Source organism: Halobacteriovorax vibrionivorans (assembly GCF_003346865.1).
GTDB classification, from domain to species: Bacteria; Bdellovibrionota; Bacteriovoracia; order Bacteriovoracales; family Bacteriovoracaceae; genus Halobacteriovorax_A; species Halobacteriovorax_A vibrionivorans.
This window is the reverse complement of the sequence record NZ_QDKL01000001.1, coordinates 228,497-254,140: the sequence shown is the minus strand read 5'-3', so window position 1 is coordinate 254,140 and position 25,644 is coordinate 228,497. Positions and strand designations below refer to the sequence as shown.

Here is a 25,644-nt window from a genome sequence, read left to right as displayed (position 1 = left end):
CTGTATATAAACGAAAGGAACTTTAATGAGTAAAAAAGAAGGATCATATAACAGCGCTCTGTCTTGTAACTTCTGCGGAAAATCTCAAAAAGAGGTAAAGAAGTTAATTGCAGGACCAGGTGTTTATATATGCGACGAATGTATCGAGCTATGTAATGAAATTATCTACGAGGATACAGTTAAGTCTGTATCAAAAGCAGCTCTTGATAATGTTCCAAAGCCACACGAAATCAAGAAGCACCTTGATGAGTATGTAATTGGACAGGATCGTGCTAAAAAGATTATTTCAGTTGCAGTTCATAACCACTATAAAAGAATTGCCCACGGTGATTCTAAGAGAAAAGATGATGCTGTTGAATTAGCAAAGTCGAATATCTTACTTGCTGGGCCAACTGGTTCAGGTAAGACTCTTATTGCACAATCACTAGCAAAGTTTCTAAATGTTCCATTTGCTATTGCTGATGCAACTTCTCTAACTGAAGCTGGTTACGTAGGTGAGGACGTTGAGAATATTATTCTTAACCTTCTTCAAGCATGTGACTACGATGTAGAAAGAGCTGAGCGTGGAATTGTTTATATTGATGAGATTGATAAAATTGCAAGAAAGTCTGAAAACCCATCAATCACTAGAGACGTATCTGGTGAGGGTGTTCAACAGGCACTACTTAAGCTAGTTGAAGGTACAGTTGCTTCAGTTCCACCAAAAGGTGGCCGTAAGCACCCTCAACAAGAGTTTATCCAGGTAAACACAAAGAATATTCTCTTTGTAGTTGCTGGAGCATTTGTTGGACTTGATAAGATCATTGAAAAGCGTATGACTAAGAGACCAATGGGTCTAGTTGCTAAGCAAACTGTTGACGCAGAAGAGTCTGTAATTCAAAAGCTAGGTGGAATTGAAGCAGAAGATCTAACGAAGTTTGGATTAATTCCTGAGTTCATTGGACGTCTTCCTGTTAATGCTCTACTTGAAGAGCTTGATGAAGCAGCACTTGTTTCAATTCTTACTGAACCAAGGAATGCAGTAACAAAACAATATCAAAAGCTTTTTGAATTTGATGGTATCGAACTTGAATTTGAAGAAGCAGCACTTCATGCAATTGCTAAGACTGCACTAGAGAGAAAAACAGGTGCTCGTGGTCTAAGAGCAATCATTGAGCAAACAATGCTTGAAGTTATGTATGATGTACCAGCAAATGATAAAGCTAATAAAGTTATTATCACTGAAGCCTCTATTAGAGGAATTGAGTCTCCAAGAGTTGAAGAAGGTCCGCGCAAGGAATTCTCATCAACTGCGAACTCAGCTCTTGAGGCCAAGAAAGATATTGAATCAGCTTAATTAAATTGAATACATTTTCTTAATAATAAGGCACGACATAGTTCGTGCCTTTTTATTTTCATCTTAGATGTAAATTCTGTTTCGTAACTATCTTTATTTAATTTCCATAAATTCAGTCGCTTATCGCTTTATTGTTAATAAATTAGTTAAGAAACTTAAAGAATTTCTAAAGGTTGACACTTAGCTAACCGAAAAATTATTTAGATCTATTTTATGTTTAGGGGATAAGAGATGTTTAGAGGGAATGTGTTAACAAAATTAACAAAGTTTATGGCCATAGGCTTAAAAGAAAAACTTTATTTCATTTCAATTGGAATGGTTTTATTTATATCATTTGCGGTTTTTGTCCCTTTTCAAAAAGGAATTGAAGATCAAAAGGCAAGTAAGCGAGATGGATTTGCTCTTTATTATAATAATTTAACAAATTCAATTTCTGAACAATTCTTCACTAATTATAATAACGTTCAATCTTTTGCTCGAAACAAAGATCTTAAAGATAAAGACCCTGGAGCATCAACGTTTCTTTTAAATGAGCTTGTCACTCTCTACCCTGATACAGATATGTTATTTCTAATTGGTTTAGATGGGAAACTGATTGCTCATTCCGAAATTACGGCCGCTGGGGAAAAATTGAACACAGAATTTCTTAAGTCTTATAACTTTAAAAATGATAATTGGTTTCAAAAAACATCAAAAGGTGAGTACACAGAAAATTACGATAAGAAAATCTTTGGTGCTTTTGCTGGAAAAGTTCACGAGAGTGAAATGATATCGAAAGTGTATGGCGAAAAGAGAATGGGGCAATACTTCTCAACTCGTATTGAAGATGAATATGGTGACCCAATTGCCGTTTTAGGTGCATTTGTGGGAAGCCGCTGGTTTGAAAGTGAAATGAAGAACCTTTTTCATACTTTAAACTCAAATGGAATGGACTCTTCTGAGATTCACTTAATTAATAGCGAAGGAAAAGTCATCACTTCTTATGACAAAGAACTTGCAAAGAAAGACAAGAATCTTCATGACTTTGAAAATTATAATTTAGCAAAAACATTGATTGCTTCAGATGATGAGATGGCAGTCAAATTGAAGAAAGGTAAGGTCGACACTATTCTTCATCCTCATATTCTAGGGGACAGTAAGGAAACATATCTTTACTCATTTGGTGAGATTCACCATCGCCGCTTCCTTGATATGATGAAGTGGAGATTGGTTATAGGAATGACGGAAAAACAAGCCTATGGTGAAATTATAACACTTCAAAACTTATTCTACTTCACATTAGCTGGTGTTCTAATTCTTTGTGTTGCTATCTCTTTTGCAACAGTTAGAAATCTTTATAAGCAACTTCTTGGAGTTGTTGCAAGCTTAGAAAACTCTGCAAAATCAACGGTTAAATTTGTTGAAAACTTAAATGGGGTTTCTCATCGTGTAAGTGAGCTGACTTCAAATCAAGCGCAGGCAATACATGAGACTGCATCTACCCTTGATGAATTATCAAGCATGGTAAAAATGAATGCACAGAATGCAGCGACGTCGGTTGATGTTTCAACGGATAATGAAAGAGTTGCACAGGATGGAAAACATAAAGTAGAGGAAGTTAAGTCTTCAATGAATAATATTAAACAAGCAAATGATGACGTCCTTAGAACGACAAATGACGGAAGTGAAAAAATCTCAGAGATTGTTAATCTGATCAATGAGATTAATGAGAAAACACAAGTTATTAATGACATTGTTTTTCAAACAAAGCTTCTTTCATTCAATGCTTCAGTTGAAGCGGCCAGAGCAGGTGAGCATGGTAAGGGCTTTGCTGTTGTTGCAGAAGAAGTTGGAAATCTTGCTGCAATGTCTGGAACTGCATCTGAAGAGATTAATGCAATCCTAACGAAGTCTGTTGCCCATGTTGAAAAAATCGTAAAAGAAAATAAAGAGTCTGTAGAATCGATGATTGAGCAGTCTCGTGTCAAAATTGATGATGGAATTAAAGTTTCAGAAGAGTGTACAGGGGCCCTTGAAGAGATTGTTCATGGTGTAATGAATGTATCTTCAATGTCTCAAGAAATATCAGCAGCGACATCTGAACAAGAAACTGGTGTTACAAATATTTCACAAGCAATGAATCAGATGCAAGAAGCATCATCTGATAATCAAGAAATTGCATCAAAGATGCTTCAATATGCGGAAGATTTAAATAATGAAACTAATAATCTTCAAAATGTTCTATCAATACTCCAAAATGAGATAATTGGCGGAAGAACAAAAAATGATGCATCGACATCTAAGGTAAAAAAAACTGAAGATGCAAAAGTCGTAAAATTTCCAAAAGAATCAAATCATAAGAAGGCATCGTAGTTATTACGGTGCCTTATATTCCTGACTTAAATGGTTTCTTGGTCGTTGAGCTGTATGGTTTAAGTAAATTTAAATATTTAGATAGATTTACTTTAGCTTTTCTTTAGAAAAGTACAGATTCCCTCTTTATTTTTTTCGTATACCTCACTAAAATAATTTTTATTAGTAGTTTAAGCATTTAACTATGTTCTCATATCAAGGAGGAGCCATGAGAATTTCTAGGATATTTCCTATTTTATTAGGAGTTTCACTAATGTCTCCTTTTGCATTCGCGGGTGCAAAAGATGACTTCATCAATGCTGTTGTAAAGCAGTGTAAAAAATCAAAAGCAGAAGCAGAAAAGATGGCAACACCAGGTCGTTCTGGAACCGTTATTAAGTTTAAGACTTGTTCTGGTGCAACAGTAGACGTTGGAAGCGGATGTACACTTCAGTGTAAAGATGCATCTTCATCAATCGGTGGATAATTAATTTAAGGAGACTAAAAAATGAAATTAAATACAATGAAAAAATCAATTATCGCACTTGCAGTTCTTTCATCGACTGCTTACGGTGCATCTCTAGAAGACAGAGTAGAGGATCTTGAGCTATCAAGGGATTTAAATACGTGGAACTTTAATGGAGAGCTAGAGGCTCGCTATGATTATTTTGATGTAGAGAATACAACACAAAACAGTAACTATAGTGAATCTCAAAACTCTCTGTGGTTTAGATTTGATATGCATTCAAAAAGAAGTAATAAATTAGACTTCTATGGACGTCTTTCAATGTCTAAATACTTTAATGATTTTACAAGTCGTGCTGGTAATACTTCTGCTGTTTCTAATTCAGGTGGTGCTGGTCGTGATAAGTCTGGTTCAGAAGTTTATGTTGAAAGAGCATTTATTAATTATAAGATTGATGATAAATTCACGTTTTCTATTGGACGTCTACCAACTATCGAAGGTCCTTCGTACCATCTACAGAAGGGGACTGCTAGATCTGGAACTTATCCGCAATTAGCATATGGAGCTGAGCTTGATGGTATGGCCCTAACATATGGTACAAGAGCAATGGGTGGTACTCTCGCTGTAAGAGCAATTTATACTCCACTTAATCAAGTTAATGGTGCAGCTACAGCTATTGATAGTCGATACCTTGGAGCTGGTGGAATTAAAATTGGATCAACTGAGCAAATGTACTCAGCAATGATCGACTACGAAAAGCTAAACCTTGGTTGGGCAAAGCGTATGAATTTTATTGCTCAATATGTAGGATTCCAAGACTTCTTCCTTGACCAAGTATCTAGTGGAACACCAGTTTCAAATTTAAACTTTGATTACGATGCATATGTGGCATATTTTGAATTCAATGGTATTGGAAACACTGGTTTAGATATTGGTTTTACTTATAAGCATACTACGACTGATTCAAGAGGTGGTATCCCAACTGTTGGTGGTGTTTTCACTGATGGAACAGATGGAAGTAATGATGGTAGTGTTTATATGTTAGACGCTCGTTACACTTTTGGTTCTTTCAAGCTTGGTTACGAGTTTTTAAAGGCTGATGATTATGCATTCCAAGTTGGACTTGCAGATGTAGACGCAATTGGATTCTATTCAACACCAGCTTCTACAGGTCATCATGTATTTGGATCATATGATGTAAATAGTGATATGAGACTAATTCTTGGATATATGATGCAGGATCGCGATAAGCTTTATATTAATGGAGTTCTTAGTGCAGGATCTGACGTAGAAAAGAAGGTAAATGCAGGATATGCGAGACTCATTACAAACTTCTAATTAGTTAAGATATTTCTTAACTTACTCCATAGGGGCCAGACTTAATGTCTGGCCTTTTTTTTTGCTTATTTCTTTAGACACTCTCACGAAATCTTGTCTCAAGAATTTTCGAGAAGAATGTAAAGTTCAAAGATATTATTTCTAGAGATGTTCAATTTACGATTATAAAAAATTCATACAGCCTAAATGTTAGAATATTTTAGCTAAACAGTGTTCACCGCTCAGGTAAGGAAAATGCCTTTAAAAACCATAGGTTAGGCTATTAATACACTGTGAATTTATTGAGGGGCATAAGATTCCGGCGAAAAAAACTTTCCAAAACGTGAGGGGATATTGATACAATTTATTAAAGGAACAGAATTTAGACATGAGGTCTTTTTCCTATCCTTTCCCAGTATGAAATTATGACAAGTATTAATAGTGCAGGAGGTGCTATGTCAGACAAGAAGTCAACTGAGTCGAAGAACTTACCACTACTTCCACTAAGAGACATGATTATTTTTCCACATATGGTTGTTCCACTATTTGTAGGAAGAGAGAAGTCAATCAATGCTCTAGAGGAAGCTTCAAAAAATGGTAATGAGCTTTTTCTCGTCACACAAAAAGATGCTAGTATTTTAAATCCAGATCGTGAAGATGTTTACAATGTAGGAACTGTTGTAAATATTATTCAGATGCTTCGCCTACCAGATAATACAGTTAAGGTACTTATCGAAGGGAAGTATAGAGCAACGATCGATGAGTTTGAAGCAAGAAGTGAAGGTTATTGGGCCGACGTTTCTAAATGCGTTCCAGAAGTTCCAGAACAAGTTAAGATCGAAGCGACAGTACGTTCAATCAAAAACGTATTTGAACAATATGTGAAACTTAATAAGAGAATTCCACCTGAATTACTTATGAGTATTTCATCAATCACTGATCCATCAAGATTAGCTGATATTATTGTTGCTCACTTATCGATGAAGATCCCAGAAAAGCAAGAGATTCTTGAAGCTGTGGATATTGAGCAACGTCTTCAACTTCTATTAGAGAAGATGCAAGGTGAAATTGAGATTATTAACGTAGAGAGAAGAATAAGAACTCGCGTTAAGTCGCAAATGGAAAAGTCTCAAAAAGAGTACTACCTTAATGAGCAGATGAATGCGATTCAAAAAGAGCTTGGACAAAAAGATGAGAAGTCTGAAGTTCAAGAAATGGAAGAGCGTCTGGCAAAGAAGAAAATGCCTGAAGAAGCTGTTAAGCGTGTTACAAAAGAAATTAAGAAACTTAAGTCAATGTCTCCAATGTCTGCAGAATCTGCAGTTGTTAGAAACTACATTGACTGGATGCTTTCTCTACCATGGGGAGAGTACACAGAAGATAATAATGATGTTGAACATGCAAGAGAAGTTCTTGATGATCACCACTTCGGAATGAAAGATGTAAAAGAGAGAATTCTTGAGTATCTTGCAGTAAGAAGTCTTGTTGGTTCTGAAGGTAAGGGAACAATCCTTTGTCTAGCAGGTCCTCCAGGTGTTGGTAAAACATCGATTTGTCAGTCACTTGCTGAGTCTCTTGGACGTAAGTTTGAAAGAGTTTCACTTGGTGGTGTTAGAGATGAATCTGAAATCCGTGGTCACCGTCGTACATATGTAGGTGCAATGCCAGGTAAGATCATCAGTGCAGTTAAGAAAGCAGGGACTTCAAACCCAGTTATTCTATTAGATGAAATTGATAAGATGACTTCTGATATGAGAGGGGATCCAGCAGCAGCAATGCTAGAGGTTCTAGACCCAGCTCAGAATAAGAACTTTGGAGATCACTACATAGAAGTAGAGTACGATCTATCAAAAGTAATGTTTGTTATGACTGCAAATGACCTTGGACAAATTCCAGGTCCACTTAGAGATAGAATGGAGATTATTAACCTAGCTGGTTATACTCCGATTGAGAAAACTCAGATCGCTAAGAAGTACCTTGCACCACGTGCATGGAAAGATAATGGACTTGATGCTTACGAATACTCAATGAGTGAAAATACAATCATGGACGTTGTTCGTGGTTACACTAAAGAAGCTGGTGTTCGTGGTTTAGAGAGACAGTTCAACACAATTGCAAGAAAGATTGCAACTGATGTTGTCACAAAAGATATTGAAAAAGGTAAGAAGTTCACAATCACTTCTAAACAACTTAAGAAGTTCCTTGGTCCTGTTAAATTCGATGATAATGTAATCGAAGAGCAGCCAGAAGTAGGTCTAGTAAATGGTCTTGCTTATACTTCAGTTGGTGGTTGTATGCTCCATATCGAAGTTATTGCAGTTCCAGGTAAAGGTGGTATCCAAATCACTGGTAAACTTGGAGAGGTTATGACTGAGTCGGCAAAAGCAGCAATGAGCTATGTTCGTTCAATTGCAGGTCGTCTTGGAATTGATAAAGAATGGTTTGAAACACATGATATTCATATCCATGCACCTGAGGGAGCGACTCCAAAAGACGGTCCATCAGCAGGTATCACAATGGTTACGGCCATTACATCAGCAATCTCTGGAATTCCTGTAAGGCAAGATGTTGCCATGACAGGTGAGGTGACAATTAGAGGACGTGTTCTTCCAATTGGTGGCCTAAAAGAGAAGATGCTGGCAGCAAAACAAGCAGGAGTAAAAACAGTTGTTATTCCTGAGAAGAATAGAAAAGATCTTCTTGAGATCCCACCGGAAATCAAGCAAGGACTATCTGTTCATCCAGTAACTCATGTTGAAGATGTTCTTAAGATTGCTCTACAATTAACAGAGCCAGAGAAGTTCATGTCACATGTAGGACTGAAGGTTATCGATTCTGGGAGCGGGATGGAAGTAGCTAACTAAGCTATTATCCTCCTAAAAAATTAATACTTGTTAAAAGAAGGCCTCGCTATAGCGAGGCTTTTTTATTGTTATTTTCCTGAGTCTCCGTAGTTTGGTAAAACTCGTGCGGATGGATCATCTACCTGACAGTTTTCCCATTCTTTATTTGGCATCCAAAAATCTTTAATTAAATGTGCTTTATCTGGAAAATGTGTTTCAAAGATTTCTCGATACATTAACGACTCTTTTGTAAAAGGTGTACCATGCTCATATTTCTCACGTGCCTGAGCAACGTCTGAATCGCTGTACTTATCTTCAGCAAGCGCCTTTAACCAATCAACCATATCGTGTCCTACAGCATCTGAGAATGCCGCTTTTTCACGCCAAAGAATCTCATCCGGTAAGTACTCACTATGATCAAAAGCTTTTCTAAGAAGGTATTTACCCTCACCAGACCAATTCATCTTTTGCTCTGGTGCAATACCCATAACATATTCAATAAAGGCCTTATCACTAAAAGGTACTCGCGCTTCAAGTGAATGAGAACTAATCGAGCGATCAGCTCTTAGAACATCATAGAGATATAATTCATGAACACGCTTTTGTGCTTCTTTTTGAAATTCAATTGCACTTGGTGCAAAGTCTGTATACTTATATCCAAAGAGCTCATCACTAACTTCGCCTGTTAGGACAACCTTCACATCAGTTTTCTCACGGATGTACTTACAAACCAGAGACATACCCATTGAGGCCCTAATCGTTGTGATATCCCATGTTTCAAGCTTATGAACTAGCTCTGAGAGATGGGCAAACGCTTCTTCTTTTGTAAAGATAATTTCATGATGCTCGCTTCCTAGAAAGTCTGCAACAATTCGCGCATATTTTAAATCAATTGGGTTTGTATCAATACCCACAGCAAATGTTTTAATTGGTTTATCACTTAACTTTGCAGCTATAGCGCAAACTAGTGATGAATCAAGTCCACCTGAGAGTAGAAAACCAACTGGAGCATCTGCATCAAGACGTTTTTTAACACCTTCTACAAGGTGATCATGGATTCCCTTATAAACCGCTTCAAGATCTTCTTCTTTTCTTGTTTTAATTTCTCTCACATCAAAATATGAAACAAATTTACCATCAGCGTAGTAGTGACCTGGTGGAAATGGTTTAATATCACTACATAGTTCTTGTAGGGCCTTTACTTCAGAGGCAAAGGCAATCTTTCCGTCCTCAACACCATAACCATAAAAGAGGGGACGGATACCAATAGGGTCTCGGCCTGCAAAGAACTTACCATCTTGTTCGATAACAAAAGCAAATTCACCATCGAGTGATAGAAGTAACTTCTCAATACCATATTCTTCAAAAATAGGGATGATCACTTCACAATCAGAGTCTGACTGAAAGTCATAGCGTTCAATATAGTCTGTTTTTAAAAGACGATGATTATAAATTTCTCCATTACAAACAAGGTGTGTTTTAGCTTTTGAGATAAAAGGCTGAGAACCAGCATCTGTCAGGTCCATAATGGCAAGTCGGTGAAATCCCATTAGGCCATCTTTCAAAGAGTGAATTGCTCTTTGATCTGGACCGCGGTGTGCGATTAAATCGAACTTAACTTCAAACTCTTCTTTATCAACTATTCCGGTAAAAACACTAAATCCACACATGAAAACCTCCATATTTTTATTAATAATCGGTAATTTTTATCAATTTCTCAATTATGAACATCTAAAACTATCAATTATTTAATAAATAGAGTAATCTAATGAGGATATAGTATATTTGAGGGGTAAAATGGCCGAAAAATACGAAATTGATAGTACTGATAAGAAGATAATTAAGCTTTTGGAAAAAGATGCCCGCATGCCCTTCCTTGAAATGGCCAGAAAAATAGGGGTTTCAGGTGGTACTATTCATCAAAGAGTGGAAAAGCTTAAGGAAGCTGGCATTATCATAGGAAGCTCTATAAAGGTTGATTATGCTAAGCTTGGTCATGGTGTTGTGGTTCTTCTTGGCCTTCACTTAGTTAATGCACGAGATATTCACAAAGTAATTGATAAGCTCGAGAAAATGGATGAAATCGTTGAAGCCTATTATACGACAGGTGATTATGCATTAATTGTAAAAATCATGGTTAAGGATATAAATCACTTTCATGAATTTCTTATTGGAAAGATTCAGATGATTAAAGAGATTCAATCGACAGAGTCTTTCATTAGCTTAAAACAAGTAATTGATAAGAGCCTAAACGTTTAAGAGATAAAACTAGTCGTCTTCTTTATCGCTATTAGGATAAGCATAATAGCAAAAATCTTTTTCATAAGCACTTGATTGGCCACACTTGAAATCTTTGCTCCAAGCTTTGTGAAAAAGAAGCTTGCAATTGAAATTCCAAAAAATGCTGGTAAGTAGACATAACCAAGAGAGTATTCTGGAGTTAGCTTATCAAAACCGTTATAGATGTAAAATGCGCTACCAGTGAGCGCGATTGGAATACCAATTGATGCGGATGTTCCTACAGCATTTTTCATAGGATAACCACGCCATGTTAAAAAAGGGACACTAATTGTTCCACCCCCAATCCCAAGAATTGATGATTTAAGGCCAATGATAAATCCAGTTATTCCATAGAGAAATTTAGATGTCTCTTTTGGTTCATCAACTTTTACTTTGTACAAAATCATTTTTAATGAAACTAAATAAAGATAAGTGATAAACAAAGCCTCAAGAGTTGAAGCTTTTACCTGATTTACTAAATATGCACCGACACAAATACCGACTAAAATAGGTGGGATAAGCTTCTTAGAAACCTCAACGATTAGGTTACCCATATTATAATGTCTTAGTGTTGAAGAAGCTGCTGTTACAACAATTGTTGCTAGAGAAGTACCAAGGGCCATAAACATCGTAATATCTGATGAAAATCCTTGTTCTTTAAAAATGAGTAAGAGAGTTGGGACAATAATTACACCGCCACCGATTCCAAATAAACCTGAAAGTGTTCCAACAAAAGCGCCAACGGCCAAATATAAGAGAAAAATCATCTTATTAATATGCACTTAGAAAGAGGGGAAGACAAGAGTTAAAGATAGACTAAAAAGCTCAGGTTGTGACACAAAACTATTGAATATATGATTAAAAAAATTGGTGATAAATGACTTAGCACCGCGCCAATGCAAATCTTGCCACATGCTTATTTAAAGACAATTTAGTGAGAAAATATAGGGCAGTGAGGACCCTATGAATCTATTTAATTTAAAGAATAAAAAAGTAAAAGAAAACCCTGAAGAAATCAAAGCAATGACTGCTCAGGCAGCTGAGAAAATTGTTGAAGATCAACGATTACTTGAGGAAGCAATTAGTGAAAATAATTCACTAAAAAGAGATATTGAAGTACAGCGTATAAAGCTTCAAAAAACAGAAAATAATTTACGTCGACTACAGTCTGATCTAACAGATGAGATAGCGGATAAAGAAATTCTTGAACAAAGAATAGATAAGATAAAATCTCTAAATAAGTCTCAAGAGTCATCACTAAAAGAATTAATCGATCAAAAGCAGCTTGTTATAAAAAGTATTACGAGTTTAAAGGAAGAGGTAACAGGCCTTTCGAAAACACATGGTGATAAATTAGAAAGTATTAATAAGATCAAGCTTGAACTTGCAACATTAAAAGGTGAAGAGGGTACTTTAAAGAGTAAGCTAGACGTTCTTAGTGGCAATAAAATTTGTAATGCAGAAGTGAAAGAAGGTGTAAGCAACCAGATTAAGGATACTAAGAAACGAATTAAGAAAATACTTTCACAAATAGAAAGCGATAATATCGAAATTCAAAAAGTAGAAGATCAAATTGAATTATTAAATACTGAAAGAATTAAACTTGATAGTGAAATATCTTCATTAATCGAGAAGAGCCAGAAAGTTAAGGCCAAGAAAAATGAAGAGGCAACTCTTTATGAAAGAATGAAGTACGACCTAGAGGCGTCGTATGAGCACAAAAATGAACTTGAGAAGAAACTTGCTCATCAAGTAAGTGAGTTGCAAGATGTTAATTCAAAGCAAGAAACTGTTAAGCAGAGCATACTCAAGATTAAAGCTCGAATTAATCGACTCGAATCAGAGGCTTCACAGCTTAAAACTCAAGAAGAAAGTGAGAAATCACAACTTAAAGAGTTAAATTACCACCTAGATTCACAAGAAAAAAAGAAGCTTGAGCTAGAGTCTGACTTGGAACTGCTAAAGTCAGAATCAGGACGCTTCAAGAAATTAATTGAAGAAAACCTAGTTCAGCAAAAAGAGTTAGAAACAAAGATTACATCATTAAGGGAAAGAGAGGGAAGCTCTCTCTTAGAACTTGATGAGCTAGATCGAACTTATAAGAAAACAAAGAGAGAATATGAATTAATTCTTGCAGAAAGTATTGACAGTGAAAAAAGAATTCGTGCTCTAAATAGTGAAAGTGAAAGATTAACAATTTCGCTTAAAGAGCTTGAAACAAAGAAGAATCAGGCTACTGCAAATTGTTTAAATCGTGAAAAACAAATTGAAGCTCTCGAAAGAAAGATACAAGACGAATCTAATGAGATTAAGAATTTAAGACTAGAGATTAACGAAGAGAAAGGCCGTGAAGTAGAATTGAGACAAGAAATTTTTGATCTTGATGTCGAAAAACGTCGTTTGTTATCTGAAAAAGAGAGTCTTTCTCAAACAGCTCTTAAATTAGAAAAAAGTATCGATCTTCTAAATCTTAAAGTTGAAAAGTCTAAGAGAAATAGAGATGTTCTTAATGAAGAAATTCAAGAACAAGATAATTTAATGAATATTCTTCTAGCAGATGAAGAGAAAATCACTAAATCAAATAATGAAATCCTTTTACAAATTGGAAGTTTAAAGGGACGTATTGAGATCGGTGAAGGGCGAATTGAAACTAAGGGGCAAGAGATTGAAGAATTGGCCCAAGAAAATACAAAACTTAATAGAATTGCAGATGAATTGTGTACTAAGTTAGATCAAACAGTACAACAATTGGAAGGTGTTGAAGAGAAAGTTGCTCATTTTGAAAGAAAAATCTCTCAAGTAGAAGAAGAGATTAGCAATAATAAAGAAGTAACGAGTGAAAATATCGAGATTATCTCGCAACTAGAGAATAAAGTAGTCGATTTAAAAGATGTACTTTCACGTAAAGAAAATACTCTATCATCGCTTAAGTCCAATACAAAGCGAGTTGAGAGAATAAAGAATAAAAAATCGAAAGCAAAAGAATCTATAGAAACAGAAATTTCTAAATTAGATGTAGCAATCCAAAGAGAAAGCGATACATATGAGAGACATCTGACACATAAGAGAAATCTTGATGGGCAACTGAAGCTGCTGGAAGTAGAAGTTGAGGACAAGAGAAGTAAAGAGCAGGTTTTAAAAACAGAAGTTGAAGTTATTGAAAAGATGATTAACTCAACAGAACAAAAGCTAGATGAACTTGATAGTGTAAAAAGAAATCAAGAAAGTAATTTACAAGAATTTACTTTAAAAAGAGATACGCTTCTTGCAAAGCATAAAGACTTAAACAATCAACAAGTTATTAGTAATGAAGAATTAACTAAGATTGAAAATGATTGTTACAATATTAGAGCTGCAATGGCGACAATCGAAGCAGAAATCGAGGAAGCCGAAAATCAATTAGAGTCAAACCTTACGAGAAAGGTACAACTTAATCAAGAAATCAAAAAACTTGCTGTTGATACTAGAGAAGCAAAAAAAGAAATCGTAAAACTTAATACAGAAATTGAAAAAAGCAGTATTGAATTAAGTGAAGTTGAAAATAAGCATCAAGAAAAGCTTGAGCTTTTAAATGTTGAATTAGACGAAAAGAAAATAGTCGAGAAAGAGTTTAAGCAAAAGAAGAAAAAGCTTAATGAAGCATTGGCCGCTTCTCAAAAGACTGAAGATGAATTGAATCTTGTTCTTCTAAATAAGGAAACATTAGAAGAGGGAATTGATAAGGCCACAAGACAAAAAGGTGAGCTTCTCATTCAAAGAGATGAGCTTTTAGGACGTCTTAATAAACAAAGAGAAGAAAACAAAGCAACACGTCAACTTCTAGAAGGTGTTTCTATTGAAATTAATGAATTAAGAAAGGAATGTTCTTTAATTAATGACGAATTCCAAGAAGAAAAAAATAAGACAAAGACAATCGTAAACTCTCTAGAGATGTTAAGAGGTCAGGCCAGAAGTTTAAAGGCCCAGAGAGCTCAAAGTCGCTTTGAGATCAAATCTGTTAAAGAGCAAGCCGCTCCTATTATGGCAGAGGTGGAAAATACTCAAAAACAAATAAAGATTGAAGAAGTTCAAAGTGATTTAGAGATAGCTCTTTCAAAAATAGAATTTGATGCAAGTCTATATATCAATGAGAGTGCTGTTGATAGAATCAAGACGGCCAAATATCAAAAAGGTTTAATCTCTTATATCGAATCTTTACCATTTGTATTTTCTCGAATTGAATTTGTTAAAATCACTCTAATTCAATCTGGGGATCTTTCAGTTACAGTAACTGGAAACCTAAGATGTGATGAAGAGCTTACTAAAGAACTTCTTAAAGATAATATAAAAGGGAAGTTTACAGATGGCATCCGTTTTAAGATTAGTGATAACTCAATTCGTTTAGTAGTTGTTGATAATAGAAAAAACCTAGGCGTTAGTATATAAGCGCCTAGGATTAATTTTTCTAATTACAATATGGGATGTCGTATTTTTTAGTGAAGATTTCGACGTATTTTCTATCACCGTTTCTATTATTTCGCGTAATATCTTTTCTTAAAGTAATACTTGGACTTAGGCTTTGTCTACGTACTTTCTTTATAACTTTACAGCGATTATCTTTACGGCCATAACACCTTCTTTCTTCACTTTCAGACTCAATCGGATATGAATAGTATTTTGATCCAGCTAAAACATCTTTAAATCGATCATTTTCTCTACTTCCACCAAGCCATACTCTTTTGTATACAGGCATTTTCTTAATTGATCTTAGTTTGTCGTTTTCAATACAAACGTTAAATACCGATACTATTTTACCAACAAAGGCAATATCACCTTGAAGATCAAGGTTATAGTCATTTCTTACACGATCTCTAATGATATTCCAGTTCTTATCTTTTAGTTCATCGAGATCGTCAACTCCACCAACTACACCGCCAGTTCCTGCGTCAATGCGGTCATTTTTAAGTTCTAGGAATCCATTAATTCCGCCAGTTCCTGCGACGGTATTTAGGCTAAGTCCAATTAATATTATAAATACTAGATTCTTCATTTTAATCCTTTCTCATTGTGTCTGTGGCCATAAAAGTGAATGTCTTGATTTCACCAAGCATTCCTTCTTCCTTAGTCACATTAATTTTTTTATAAAAAGCTTCTTGGTCAATTTTTAGCCACTTTCGATAACCTTCGGGACTTAAGCCTTCTGCATAAAATGCGATTAGGTTTTTTTCAGCAAGATCAACATCTTCTGTTTTCGAATATTTTTCAACTAAGTTTAAACCAAGCCTTTTTACAAGTTTAGGAGAAAACTCTATCTGTTTATCACCAATTGTGTATGTATTCTTTTTTGTAAGTTTTAAAACTCCAAGGTCTAGCATTTTATCTGCTGTTTCAACGCCGCTCATACCATAGCGATATTGAATATATTCGCTTGTAATTGGTGACATTGAGGCAAGACAGTAAATCTCTGCAAAAACTTTATCATAGAGCATTTCTTGATTTGCTTCTTCGCTATATTGAAGATTACCCTTTGTTGATATAGGAGATCTTTTTTCAATTTCCTTTGCAACTCTTTCTGGAATATTCTTTAACATAAGGCCGCCATTAGGACTTTCAGCTAGACAGCTATAAAGTCTTACTAGTGTTTGATAACCAGGTCGGTTTTCTTGGGCCAATAATCGTTTTAATGTTCTTTGATGGATTCCAGATTTCTCTGATAGTTTTCTTAGACCTATTGATTCATCACGAAATTGTTTGAGATGTGTCGTGATATCGAGTGCAACTTGTCCTTTTAGATCAAGGGTCGTTGTATCTTTTAAGTTGTTGATATCATTTGTAGTCATTTCTCTCATTATGCTTCAATTTATACGGTAATTGGGCCAGTTTCGTAATTAAAAACATTTAAGTAGTAAAAATTACAAAGGCCAAGAACGTGTCTTGGCCTTTTTATATTAGCAAGTGCCCCTTAGGGAAAAGGCACTTGCCTAGATCCTTACTCGTAATTAGTTACAAGCTGGGATTTCGTATGATTTTGTGAAAAGCTCTACTAGCTTGTCATCACGATCTCCACCACGACGAACTAACTTAGAAATTGTGATGTCTTTAACAACTGATTGAGTTTCAACTTCTGTATAAGTTTTACATCTGTTGTCGTTTTTTCCGTAACAAATTTCTTTAGTTACAACTCTTGAGATTGGGAAAGAAAGAATTTCGTAACCAACGATTACTTTCTTGAAGTTATCATTATCTCCACCTCTGTTAGTTCTAACGTACTTGTAGATTGGGAATGGCTTAGTTGTATTGAAGTTTTCACCGTTAACACATACGTTAAAAGCTGTAGTTCTAGTTGTTCCCATGAATACTGAGTACCCTGAAGACATAACTAGGTTTACGTCATTTTTAACTTCTTCTCTAATGTGATCCCAAGTGTCGTTTGCAGATAGTGCAAAAGATGAAACGCTTAGTAATGCAGCAGCAAGTGCGATTAATTTTTTCATAAATTCCTCCGGTTGTTATTAAATTGTTTGAAATGTTGTTTAAACAATTTGTTTCTTATTTAGTTGTTTTGATGAGATGAAATTAATTTGATTGAATTAAAGTGACAATTTTTCCACTCGATTAATGGGATTTTTATCGACATTGTCATAAGAATCTTGGTTTTTTAGGACAAATGAAGATTTTTGAAGATTTTGTCCATATTTTGCAAAAAAAAAGCCGCTATTACTAGCGGCTTAATTTATTTTGAATTGTTCATCTACTGACAATAAGGAATGATAAATTCTTTATTAAAAGAGTCCTGAATTACTTCTCTAAGCCTATCACTATTGCTTTTATAGACTTTTACTTTTTTAACTTTCACCTTTTTTATGGTTTCAGTTGTAACTTCTTTCGTTACTTCTCGACATCTCTTGCCATTGTTTGCACAAACTCTATCCCATGTTGTGTAGGTGATAGGGAAGCTTAACTTTTCAGTTCCAACTTTGACATATTTATATCCGTCTTCATCTGCTCCAAAATGTGTTTTGCCAACTTTAACTCTCTCGTACTTAGGAAATTCTCTTGTTGTTCTGAGAATATCTCCATCAAGACATGTATCAAATGCACTTACTGGCCTTGAGACAAAGACAGTTGTGCCTTCTATTTTGATGTCATCACTTAGTTTTTTAGCATTTAGAATCTTATCCCATGATGTATTTGGTCCTAGTTTTGCAAAGTCATCTTTCGTTGGCTTTGGTCCACCTGAAACTCCTCCTACGCCTGCATAGATAGAAAGGGATGCTAAAATTATTATTAGTTCTTTCATATTATTTCTCATTCAAAGTATCTGTTACCATAAATGTAAAAGATCTCTTTGTTCCTTTTGATTTACTCTCATTTGCAATTTTTATCTTTTCTTCAAAAGCCTTAGCGTCGACTTCAAGCCAACGGTTATAAGCTTCATCACTCAAACCTTCTGCGTAGAAGCCGATGATATTATTTCCATAGTCTTCTGCATCTTGTGGTTTACTATACTTTTCAATTAGTGACATTCCTAAGCGCTTAAGTGTTTTTGCGCTGAAATTCGTTTGATTCTCTCCAAGGGTATACAGTCCCGCCTTTGTCTGTCGGAGCGCTTTCATATCAAGCATCTTTTCTAAAGTTAGCATTCCACTCATACCGTAGCGATATTGAATTAGCTCATTGGTTATTGGTGAACATGCCGCTAAGATATAAATCTCAGCAAAAGTTCGATCATATAACATTTGAGTTTCAATATTCTCGTGAAACTGAATACCTTCACTTGCTCTATTTGGATTACACTTATTAATCTCGTTCTTAATCACTTTAGGAACTAGAGATAATAAAAGTGTGTCATTATTAGTGTTATAAATAGCTCGGTAAAGCTTTAGAAGTGTTTGGTATGTAGGCTTATTTTCCTTGGCCAGTAATCGATAAATTGTCCTTTCACTAACTCCACTTTTATCAGAGATAAGTCTTACGCCAATTTTTATATTGCGATAGCTTTTCAGATTATCAGTCAAATCATTAACGACTTGATCGATAAGCCCAAGAGGTTCTTGGCCGATATGTGGGGAGTTGGTTTTATCCATAGAACTTGGAATAGCATGAACAGATTGTTAGATCTACTCATGCTATAAAAAGTATAGCTTAAGCGCCTTAGGGAAAACGCTTAAGCTATTGAATTTATTAGTTACAAGCTGGGATTACGTATTCTTTCTTGAAAAGTGTCTTTTCAATTGTACGATCATTTGAACCAACGTTTCTTCTAACAACTTCTTTTACAGATACGTTCTTAGTTAGGTCTTGGTTAACTGTGTAAGGAACTCTCTTACAGTTTTTGTCATCGTTTCTACAAACTTCTTTATATGAAGTGTAAGTTGTTGGGAAAGAAAGGATTTCGTATCCAACGATTACTGATGCATATCCATCTTCGTCAGCTTCTGGGTGAGATTTTCCAACTTTAACGATTTCATAAATTGGGAATTCTCTAGTTGTAACAAATTGGTCACCGTCTAGACATACGTCAAATGCGCTAACTGGACGACCAACAAATACAGTTGTTCCAGCAAATGAAAGATCCCAATCAGCAGATACTTCAGACTTGATTGTATCCCAAGAATCGTTTGCAGATAGTGCAAAAGTTGAAACGCTTAGTAGTGCAGCAGCAAGTGCGATAATTTTTTTCATAAATTCCTCCGGTTTATTAGACATTCAATTTGTTGAAGCCTTTAATTAATTAAGTTGTTTTGATGTGGAGGTTATATTTTTTACGAATTGTTATGTCTAAAAAACACAAAGTATATTGAATTTTTCTTGGACAATGGCAGTAAAGAGTTCGAAATTCACTGTCATGAGTATTTATATGTCACCAATTAAAAATAATAATCTTCAATGATTGGCTTTATAGTTTTCAAATTGAGGTACTCGACTCGTCCCATCGTGGGACTCGCGGGTTGAATTGCATCATTTGCTCCTGCAAATGCTGCAAACAAAAAAAAAGAACTCTAAAGAGTTCCGAATAATTTATTTTGAATTTCTTTGGAGGTTTTCCACTGAAAAAAAGTGGTGGGCGATGACAGGATCGAACTGCCGACATCTACCTTGTAAGGGTAGCGCTCTCCCAGCTGAGCTAATCGCCCTCCGATTTGAAGTGGAGTTAGAATAAGGATTTCACCCTTAGTTGTCAATATAGAAATTTAAAAAATATAATATTTTTTTGATAAAATAAAGGCCTCTTATTTAGAGGCCTTCTATTTCTTATGCTTTTGGGTGTTCTTTTCTGATATATCCGACAGCATTATGGCTGTGTAAGCTTTCTAGGTGCTCAACCTTGGCCTGCCAGTCTAGGATTTCTTTTTCAGAGTTTAGAACCTCTGAGATTCTTCTTGTAGAGTGCTCAACAAACATTGGATTATCACCGTTTAAGATTGCAAATGCCTGCTCATCAAGTCTCTTAACAAGAGATTGAGTCTCTGTAGGAAGTGCGATTCTCATTAGTTCAATTAAGTCCTCAACATGAAATTTCGACTCTGCTTTGTATTTAACAGTAATCGTAGCAACTGATCTTTGTGAGTGAGCAGAAGCGATACCACTTCCTTCCGTTGTTTCACCATTTCTGTATTGCTCTTCATATTGCTTAGACATTGAAAGAGAACATGGGCATGTCGATGAGTATTCATACTTAAGTGTTAAATTGATGTATGGAATACCATCACGACCTTCAATTCCTTCCATTGATACATTGTAGTATTGCCAACCCCAGTTTCCTGATTTTAGTGACTGTTGCTTAACTGGATAGTTAAAGTCTAGCGTTAGGTGGGCCTGTGGAATCAATGGTTCTGTATCATAGTCACGAAGATCTGTACGGTATCTTCTAAGTACTGTTGCGAAGAATTCGTTATTAACGTTCTTCTCAAGTCCTTCTGCTTGAAGGATGTTACAGAAGCGAGACATGTTTGCACCTGTCTTGTGTGCTTCTAAGAAAACAAACATTGAAGCTTGTGCGTCAGTTGAGCGCACACTTCCATCTCTGTGTTCAAAATTTAGTGGAATACGAAATCTCTCAATCCCAACTTTTGGAATTGCGATATGCACGTCATTCGCCGTTTTTTGGAAATCATTAAGTCCAGTATCATCTTTGATCTGGCAGTTTAAGATATCTTCGCTGCTATTTCTAAGCGCTTCGATGTTTTTCATAGTGTGTCCTTTTGTTCCTTATGCAGAGGTAGGTGTGGTCCAACCTTACGTTTTATTAATAATAGCACGTTTTAACGTGTTCAAGGACTTTTGGCAAACGAACTCCGTAGTAATTATAAGGCTATACAGTGTATTACCAATTAGTTAATGAACATAAGTTGTTGTTTTTTATGAAATAACCTCATTTAATATGCGAAATTTCAGTAAATACGGTAAAATAGAAGGTGACGAGGAGCTTGATATGAAGGAAAGGTCCGTAAAAGTCGAAAATTTCGTACGTTACTTTGGCGAAATTGAAGACGTAAAAAAGCAAATTGAATGTTGCCCTAAATGTGGGGCCAAATTCACTGTGACTCATTTAGCCGATCACGATAACCTCTATATTCATGAAGAGGTGACATGTGAAAACTGCACATATGGAACAGAGGAAACACTTCATATTTTAAATTAAGGAAGAATAGTGAAGCCAACATTAATTATTGCTGTCATCGCCAGCCTGGGAGCTGGTTTCTTTATTGGAAGATCTCAAATACCAAAGCCTGAAGTTCAAATCAAAGAAGTTGAAGTTATCAAAGAAAAGAAAGTCGAAGTGATCAAGGAAGTTCCAGTTATTGATAAGGCGGGGGATGAGGCCCTTGCGCAAGCCTTTACTTTATTCTTAGCGGCCCTTGGACTTGAAAAAGTTAAGGTTCAAGAAGATGAAGTAAAAGAGATCATGAAAGATCCAACGGACTTCATTGCAAGAAATTCAATAAGAGAAAAATTAGCGCCAAAGCAAAATACTGATAAAGATAATGAATCAAGATGGGGCATGCCTAGTAAGACTTCTGATGTGAGCGCACCTCAAGAGCCTAAAGTATATGAGATGGTGAAGTATTCTCCAATTCCAGCGATAACTGAACCAACTGTCTTTTTAGCAAAATCAAAAGTGATTAATGATGCAAAAGAGCTACGAAAAATTAATGGTTCTTATGCGGGGCAAATTAATTTTTTTGATGGTAAATACAAAGGTCAGCGCCACCGTATAGTTTTAAATGTCGACTACTTTTCATCAGATGATGGGAAGGGAACTGACGGGCAATCAGAAATTCTCTTATATGATGAAAATGGAAAGAATTATTCCCACTCGCGAGGTACAGGTGGTAATCGTAATATCTTAAATGGCGAGGATGGCTCATTTGTTATTCGAATCGTCGATAATACCTTCATTCACTTTGTGACAAAGTTTGGAATGAAGATGGCAAATTACTACGATGATGGAAAGCTTGTAGGAACTGCCAAATTATTTGAGAATTAATAGCGCCATTTATTTGCAATCTTAACAAGACTAAGCATAACCGGAACTTCAATAAGAACTCCCACAACAGTTGTTAGGGCCGCTCCTGAGTTGAGTCCAAAAAGAGCAATAGCAACGGCCACAGCAAGTTCAAAAAAGTTACTGGCACCAATCATTGAACCAGGGGACAAGATATTATGTGGTAAGCACATCTTGCGACCAATTCCCCAACTCACAAAGAAGATAAAGTAAGTCTGAATTGTAAGAGGAATTGCTATCAGAAGAATGTGAAGCGGGTTCGCTAAGATTTTTTCCCCTTGAAAGGCAAAGAGTAGAACAAGGGTTGTTAAAAGAGCAACAATTGAAACTGGTTTAAGGCGTGCCATAAAGACCTCTTGAAACCATTTCATCCCAAAATTCTTAATTAAGACTTTATTTGCGATATAGCCTGCAAGTAGAGGAATTACGACAAAGATCACGACTGAACTTATTAGTGTGTCGTAAGGAATAGAAATACTTGTGACTCCAAGTAGGAATTGAACGATAGGAATGAAAGCAACAAGAAGAATTAAATCATTAATGGCCACTTGAACAAGTGTGTACTCAGGATCACCTTTTGTTAAGTAAGACCAAACAAAGACCATGGCGGTACAAGGAGCAGCACCTAAGAGAATTGCTCCCGCAATATATTCTTGTGCAAGCTCTGGACTTAAGTAAGCAGCATAAATTTTTGAGAAGAATAACCATGCAAAGAAGGCCATTGTAAAAGGCTTAATTAGCCAGTTGATGACAATTGTTAAGCTTAGACCTTTGGGATTTTTTCCAACATCAGCAATGGAATTAAAATCAATTTGTACCATCATTGGAAATATCATCAGCCAAACAAGAATAGCAACAGGGATATTAACAGTCGCTATATTCATCTCACTTAAAATTGAAATTGATGAACCAAGGACCTTTCCTAGAATAATACCTGCGACGATACAGATAGTTACCCAAATACTTAAATAGCGCTCAAAAAATCCCATCTTATATTCTCTCTTCTAAATTAATAATCACTTCTTTTATTTCGTCGCGAACGCGTCGGTAAATCTTAAGAATCTCTTCTTCGTCACTAAGGTCTTTAGTGAGGCGAGGAGGATCATCGAAACCGATGTGTATGATCTTGCCACCAGGAAAGTAGGGACAGTTTTCATTTGCGTCACTACATACTGTGATGACAATATCCATTTTCTCTTTTATTTCATCCGTTGTTTTTGATTCATGATTTGAAATATCAACGCCTGCTTCTTTCATGACAGCTACGGCATAAGGATTAAGGCCATGCTTCTTTGTTCCAGCGGAGTAGAAGTTATACTTGTTGCCATTGAGCGCTTTGCCCCAACCTTCGGCCATCTGAGAGCGACACGAATTCCCCGTACATAGGAATAAGATATTCTTTTTCATTACATACCTTTTATAAATCAAATAAAGTGAACTTAATATTACAAATTCAATTGTAATTATAGTAGTTCTAAATTGTTAAGATTTGGTTGGTGTGGAAATAATTCAGAAAAAATAGATGAATTCGGGTCTTAAATTATGCTAAAATTCATAAGGTGGGGCGAAGCAGTAACTTCACCCCCAAAGATTACTTTGACCAACTTAAAATTAGAATTACAAACTCTAAAATAAGTATGATTAAAGAAATCACCCTTATGAAGTCCTCCATAACTTCTCCTATATTGCTATAGCCTCCTTTACTGGAGGTAGAGAAATAAAGGTGGACTTCATTCTTTTAAATTATTAATTTAATTCTGAATAATTTAGATTTAACTTTTAAAAATTTATTTCATAATTGAAGATCAATCAATGGATTGATTCTTTTGAGTTGTTTTATGAGTTCTTCTTTTTTTACTGGCGAAATTAAAACCCATTTTTCATCACTTACAATCTTTATGCGATCAAGTGAAAGTGCGGGAGCAGCTAAAAAGTTCTTAGACTTCTTAATTAATTTAATTGAAGCAATTGGCATTCGAGTCTTGATAAAAAGATTTGAAACAATTAGCTCATCATCTTTAATTTCATAAATTATTCCAAAATATATTAAACTTAAAACGATTCCATAGATAAAAATAAAAATTAAAGAACCTTGATCTATTATTGAACTAGCAAGATAGAACGACACTAGTCTAAATATCGCATTAGCTATTGGCAGCAGAAGAACGATGGAAACAATAGGGTCGAGCTTGCTTCGATAGCGCATCCTACTTCCCTCGAACGATCGGCTGGGCCTGAACTTTAATGGCCTTGCCGTGATCCATGGCAACTTGTCCGCTTACAATCGTGTATGTTGGCGTTCCTTGAACTTCCATTCCATCAAATGGTGTCCAACCAACTTTAGAAGCCTGATCCTCATTCTTAATTGTGAACTTCTTCTTCATATCAAGAATTGTGAGATCTCCATCCATCCCTTCTTTGATAAAGCCCTTATTGAGCTTAAAGAGTTTTGCTGGATTTTCTGCTAGGTAAGTGATGATATCTTCAAGTTTAAGTCGTCCAGCTTGAACATGAGTTAGCATCACTGGTAGCATCGTTTGCACACCTGGCATTCCTGAAGGTGATTTAGGATATGGCTGATCTTTTTCTTCAAGAGTGTGAGGAGCGTGATCACTTCCAAAGACATCAATCACACCATTTTTTAAACCTTCCCATAGGCCATCTGTATGGTCCTTTGTGCGAATTGGTGGATTCATTTGAGCAAGCGTTCCAATCTTGTCATAAATATCTGGTGCAAAGAGAGTCAGGTGTTGAGGAGTGACCTCAATTGTACAATGCTCTTTTTGATCTTTTAAAAATTCAATTTCATCTTTTGTTGTGAGGTGGAGAATATGAACCTTGCGACCAGCTTTCTTGGCCACCTCGATAATCATTTTTGTTGACTCTAAAGCAGTCTGGGCATCACGCCACTTATAATGTGCGTGAACATCTCCATTGGCATTGTCACGAATGGCAACGTTAGCGTGAAGTCTTTCTTCACTTTCACTATGAACTGAAATATGACAATCAAGAGTTTTAAAGATCTCAACTAATTTATCTGTATCATAAAGGAGTAGGTCCCCAGTTGAGCTTCCTAGGAAGATCTTTACCCCAGAGCACCCAACCATGTCTTGTGATTTGATAAGCTCATCAAGGTTCTTTCCACTTGCTCCAATGAAGAAGCCGAAGTTGGCATATGAAGTCTCGCGGGCGATATCAACTTTGACCTGCGTTGCTTCAACTGTTGTTGTTGCCGGCTTTGTATTTGGCATTTCAAAGAAGGTACAAATACCACCTAAGACAGCAGCTTTTGAGCCGTGAACGATATCTTCTTTGTGAGTGAGACCAGGTTCGCGAAAGTGGACCTGTGAGTCGATAAGTCCTGGTAGGATATCGAGTCCCTGCGCGTCAATGACTTTATCTGCTTTTGAAAGCTCTTCATCACTAAATTTAGCTAATTTAACTATCTTGGCGTCCTTTATTCCGATATCTTCTTGCCAGCTTTTTTGTGATGAGTGTAGAGTTCCGTTTTTGATGATTAAGTCGAATTCCATGACAGTTTTCCCTTTTTCGGTTATTCTATCTGCATAAAAATAGAGGAGTT

General features: G+C 35.8%; 22 protein-coding genes and 1 tRNA gene. 9 read left to right on the top strand and 14 right to left on the bottom strand.

Going from position 1 to position 25,644, the window contains the following annotated elements; genetic code table 11:
- The first annotated feature begins 25 nt into the window (after positions 1-25).
- From clpX to lon, 5 genes are all read left to right on the top strand, one after another.
- Positions 26-1,336 carry an ATP-dependent Clp protease ATP-binding subunit ClpX gene (clpX, locus tag DAY19_RS01260; protein ID WP_114705373.1) on the top strand — a complete coding sequence of 437 codons (1,311 nt, stop codon included), beginning with the start codon at positions 26-28 and terminating at the stop codon, positions 1,334-1,336.
- Between the two features lie 246 nt (positions 1,337-1,582).
- On the top strand, positions 1,583-3,688 hold the full coding sequence (locus tag DAY19_RS01255; protein ID WP_158536731.1) for a methyl-accepting chemotaxis protein: 2,106 nt from the start codon (positions 1,583-1,585) through the stop codon (positions 3,686-3,688).
- A 208-nt stretch (positions 3,689-3,896) separates the two neighbouring features.
- Positions 3,897-4,154, top strand: a complete 258-nt coding sequence (locus DAY19_RS01250; RefSeq protein WP_114705371.1) for a hypothetical protein — start codon at positions 3,897-3,899, stop codon at positions 4,152-4,154.
- Positions 4,155-4,175: 21 nt separating this feature from the next.
- A complete protein-coding gene (locus DAY19_RS01245; protein WP_114705370.1) occupies positions 4,176-5,471 on the top strand; it encodes a DUF3373 family protein in 1,296 nt (431 codons plus the stop codon).
- A gap of 434 nt (positions 5,472-5,905) precedes the next feature.
- Positions 5,906-8,314, top strand: a complete 2,409-nt coding sequence (lon, locus tag DAY19_RS01240; protein ID WP_114705369.1) for an endopeptidase La — start codon at positions 5,906-5,908, stop codon at positions 8,312-8,314.
- Positions 8,315-8,382: 68 nt separating this feature from the next.
- Here the strand turns inward: lon and asnB are convergent, their stop codons facing one another.
- Positions 8,383-9,963, bottom strand: coding sequence for an asparagine synthase B (gene asnB / locus DAY19_RS01235; RefSeq protein ID WP_114705368.1), 1,581 nt, complete (start codon positions 9,961-9,963; stop codon positions 8,383-8,385).
- Between the two features lie 127 nt (positions 9,964-10,090).
- On the opposite strand from asnB, the gene DAY19_RS01230 reads away from it, so the two are divergent.
- Complete coding sequence (locus tag DAY19_RS01230) at positions 10,091-10,552, top strand: Lrp/AsnC ligand binding domain-containing protein (protein ID WP_114705367.1); 462 nt, start codon at positions 10,091-10,093, stop codon at positions 10,550-10,552.
- Here the strand turns inward: DAY19_RS01230 and DAY19_RS01225 are convergent.
- A complete protein-coding gene (locus DAY19_RS01225; RefSeq protein ID WP_114705366.1) occupies positions 10,549-11,340 on the bottom strand; it encodes a sulfite exporter TauE/SafE family protein in 792 nt (263 codons plus the stop codon). The two genes, DAY19_RS01230 and DAY19_RS01225, sit on opposite strands and share 4 nt — an antisense overlap.
- A gap of 196 nt (positions 11,341-11,536) precedes the next feature.
- On the opposite strand from DAY19_RS01225, the gene DAY19_RS01220 reads away from it, so the two are divergent.
- Complete coding sequence (locus tag DAY19_RS01220; protein ID WP_114705365.1) at positions 11,537-14,998, top strand: hypothetical protein; 3,462 nt, start codon at positions 11,537-11,539, stop codon at positions 14,996-14,998.
- Between the two features lie 19 nt (positions 14,999-15,017).
- On the opposite strand, the gene DAY19_RS01215 is transcribed toward DAY19_RS01220, so the two are convergent.
- The 8 genes from DAY19_RS01215 to folE2 form a co-directional block, all read right to left on the bottom strand.
- Positions 15,018-15,602: a hypothetical protein gene (locus DAY19_RS01215; protein WP_114705364.1), complete on the bottom strand. Its 585-nt coding sequence runs from the start codon at positions 15,600-15,602 to the stop codon at positions 15,018-15,020.
- 1 nt (position 15,603) lies between these two features.
- Positions 15,604-16,392, bottom strand: coding sequence for a hypothetical protein (locus DAY19_RS01210; protein ID WP_133296853.1), 789 nt, complete (start codon positions 16,390-16,392; stop codon positions 15,604-15,606).
- A gap of 159 nt (positions 16,393-16,551) precedes the next feature.
- A complete protein-coding gene (locus DAY19_RS01205) occupies positions 16,552-17,046 on the bottom strand; it encodes a hypothetical protein (RefSeq protein WP_114705362.1) in 495 nt (164 codons plus the stop codon).
- A 257-nt stretch (positions 17,047-17,303) separates the two neighbouring features.
- Positions 17,304-17,852 carry a hypothetical protein gene (locus DAY19_RS01200; RefSeq protein ID WP_133296852.1) on the bottom strand — a complete coding sequence of 183 codons (549 nt, stop codon included), beginning with the start codon at positions 17,850-17,852 and terminating at the stop codon, positions 17,304-17,306.
- 1 nt (position 17,853) lies between these two features.
- Positions 17,854-18,639 (bottom strand): helix-turn-helix domain-containing protein, encoded by a 786-nt coding sequence (locus DAY19_RS01195; protein WP_114705360.1) that lies wholly within the window; start codon positions 18,637-18,639, stop codon positions 17,854-17,856.
- A gap of 97 nt (positions 18,640-18,736) precedes the next feature.
- On the bottom strand, positions 18,737-19,237 hold the full coding sequence (locus DAY19_RS01190; protein WP_114705359.1) for a hypothetical protein: 501 nt from the start codon (positions 19,235-19,237) through the stop codon (positions 18,737-18,739).
- A gap of 376 nt (positions 19,238-19,613) precedes the next feature.
- Positions 19,614-19,689: transfer RNA gene (locus DAY19_RS01185), tRNA-Val, on the bottom strand.
- A gap of 118 nt (positions 19,690-19,807) precedes the next feature.
- Positions 19,808-20,746, bottom strand: coding sequence for a GTP cyclohydrolase FolE2 (gene folE2 / locus DAY19_RS01180; RefSeq protein ID WP_114705358.1), 939 nt, complete (start codon positions 20,744-20,746; stop codon positions 19,808-19,810).
- A 241-nt stretch (positions 20,747-20,987) separates the two neighbouring features.
- On the opposite strand from folE2, the gene DAY19_RS01175 reads away from it, so the two are divergent.
- Together DAY19_RS01175 and DAY19_RS01170 are read left to right on the top strand one after the other, a co-directional pair.
- On the top strand, positions 20,988-21,197 hold the full coding sequence (locus DAY19_RS01175) for a hypothetical protein (RefSeq protein ID WP_114705357.1): 210 nt from the start codon (positions 20,988-20,990) through the stop codon (positions 21,195-21,197).
- Between the two features lie 9 nt (positions 21,198-21,206).
- Positions 21,207-22,043 (top strand): hypothetical protein, encoded by an 837-nt coding sequence (locus tag DAY19_RS01170; RefSeq protein ID WP_114705356.1) that lies wholly within the window; start codon positions 21,207-21,209, stop codon positions 22,041-22,043.
- Here DAY19_RS01170 and arsB read toward each other — a convergent pair.
- The 4 genes from arsB to DAY19_RS01150 form a co-directional block, all read right to left on the bottom strand.
- The gene (gene arsB, locus DAY19_RS01165; protein WP_114705355.1) at positions 22,040-23,050 is read right to left on the bottom strand and encodes an ACR3 family arsenite efflux transporter; all 1,011 of its coding nucleotides are present in this window, start codon (positions 23,048-23,050) and stop codon (positions 22,040-22,042) included. The two genes, DAY19_RS01170 and arsB, sit on opposite strands and share 4 nt — an antisense overlap.
- 1 nt (position 23,051) lies before the next feature.
- Complete coding sequence (locus DAY19_RS01160) at positions 23,052-23,468, bottom strand: arsenate reductase ArsC (protein WP_114705354.1); 417 nt, start codon at positions 23,466-23,468, stop codon at positions 23,052-23,054.
- A gap of 385 nt (positions 23,469-23,853) precedes the next feature.
- Positions 23,854-24,267, bottom strand: coding sequence for a PH domain-containing protein (locus DAY19_RS01155; RefSeq protein WP_114705353.1), 414 nt, complete (start codon positions 24,265-24,267; stop codon positions 23,854-23,856).
- 1 nt (position 24,268) lies between these two features.
- Entirely contained in the window at positions 24,269-25,594 is a 1,326-nt protein-coding gene (locus DAY19_RS01150; protein WP_114705352.1) for a dihydroorotase, read from the bottom strand.
- Positions 25,595-25,644 lie beyond the last annotated feature (50 nt).

Bases quoted from the DNA above. Each gene is read 5' to 3' on its own strand.
- clpX (WP_114705373.1), top strand. From the start codon at position 26: ATGAGTAAAAAAGAAGGATCATATAACAGCGCTCTGTCTTGTAACTTC.
- DAY19_RS01250 (WP_114705371.1), top strand. From the start codon at position 3,897: ATGAGAATTTCTAGGATATTTCCTATTTTATTAGGAGTTTCACTAATG.
- DAY19_RS01245 (WP_114705370.1), top strand. From the start codon at position 4,176: ATGAAATTAAATACAATGAAAAAATCAATTATCGCACTTGCAGTTCTT.
- lon (WP_114705369.1), top strand. From the start codon at position 5,906: ATGTCAGACAAGAAGTCAACTGAGTCGAAGAACTTACCACTACTTCCA.
- asnB (WP_114705368.1), bottom strand. From the start codon at position 9,963: ATGTGTGGATTTAGTGTTTTTACCGGAATAGTTGATAAAGAAGAGTTT.
- DAY19_RS01230 (WP_114705367.1), top strand. From the start codon at position 10,091: ATGGCCGAAAAATACGAAATTGATAGTACTGATAAGAAGATAATTAAG.
- DAY19_RS01225 (WP_114705366.1), bottom strand. From the start codon at position 11,340: ATGATTTTTCTCTTATATTTGGCCGTTGGCGCTTTTGTTGGAACACTT.
- DAY19_RS01220 (WP_114705365.1), top strand. From the start codon at position 11,537: ATGAATCTATTTAATTTAAAGAATAAAAAAGTAAAAGAAAACCCTGAA.
- DAY19_RS01215 (WP_114705364.1), bottom strand. From the start codon at position 15,602: ATGAAGAATCTAGTATTTATAATATTAATTGGACTTAGCCTAAATACC.
- DAY19_RS01210 (WP_133296853.1), bottom strand. From the start codon at position 16,392: ATGACTACAAATGATATCAACAACTTAAAAGATACAACGACCCTTGAT.
- DAY19_RS01205 (WP_114705362.1), bottom strand. From the start codon at position 17,046: ATGAAAAAATTAATCGCACTTGCTGCTGCATTACTAAGCGTTTCATCT.
- DAY19_RS01200 (WP_133296852.1), bottom strand. From the start codon at position 17,852: ATGAAAGAACTAATAATAATTTTAGCATCCCTTTCTATCTATGCAGGC.
- DAY19_RS01195 (WP_114705360.1), bottom strand. From the start codon at position 18,639: ATGGATAAAACCAACTCCCCACATATCGGCCAAGAACCTCTTGGGCTT.
- DAY19_RS01190 (WP_114705359.1), bottom strand. From the start codon at position 19,237: ATGAAAAAAATTATCGCACTTGCTGCTGCACTACTAAGCGTTTCAACT.
- folE2 (WP_114705358.1), bottom strand. From the start codon at position 20,746: ATGAAAAACATCGAAGCGCTTAGAAATAGCAGCGAAGATATCTTAAAC.
- DAY19_RS01175 (WP_114705357.1), top strand. From the start codon at position 20,988: ATGAAGGAAAGGTCCGTAAAAGTCGAAAATTTCGTACGTTACTTTGGC.
- arsB (WP_114705355.1), bottom strand. From the start codon at position 23,050: ATGGGATTTTTTGAGCGCTATTTAAGTATTTGGGTAACTATCTGTATC.
- DAY19_RS01160 (WP_114705354.1), bottom strand. From the start codon at position 23,468: ATGAAAAAGAATATCTTATTCCTATGTACGGGGAATTCGTGTCGCTCT.
- DAY19_RS01155 (WP_114705353.1), bottom strand. From the start codon at position 24,267: ATGCGCTATCGAAGCAAGCTCGACCCTATTGTTTCCATCGTTCTTCTG.
- DAY19_RS01150 (WP_114705352.1), bottom strand. From the start codon at position 25,594: ATGGAATTCGACTTAATCATCAAAAACGGAACTCTACACTCATCACAA.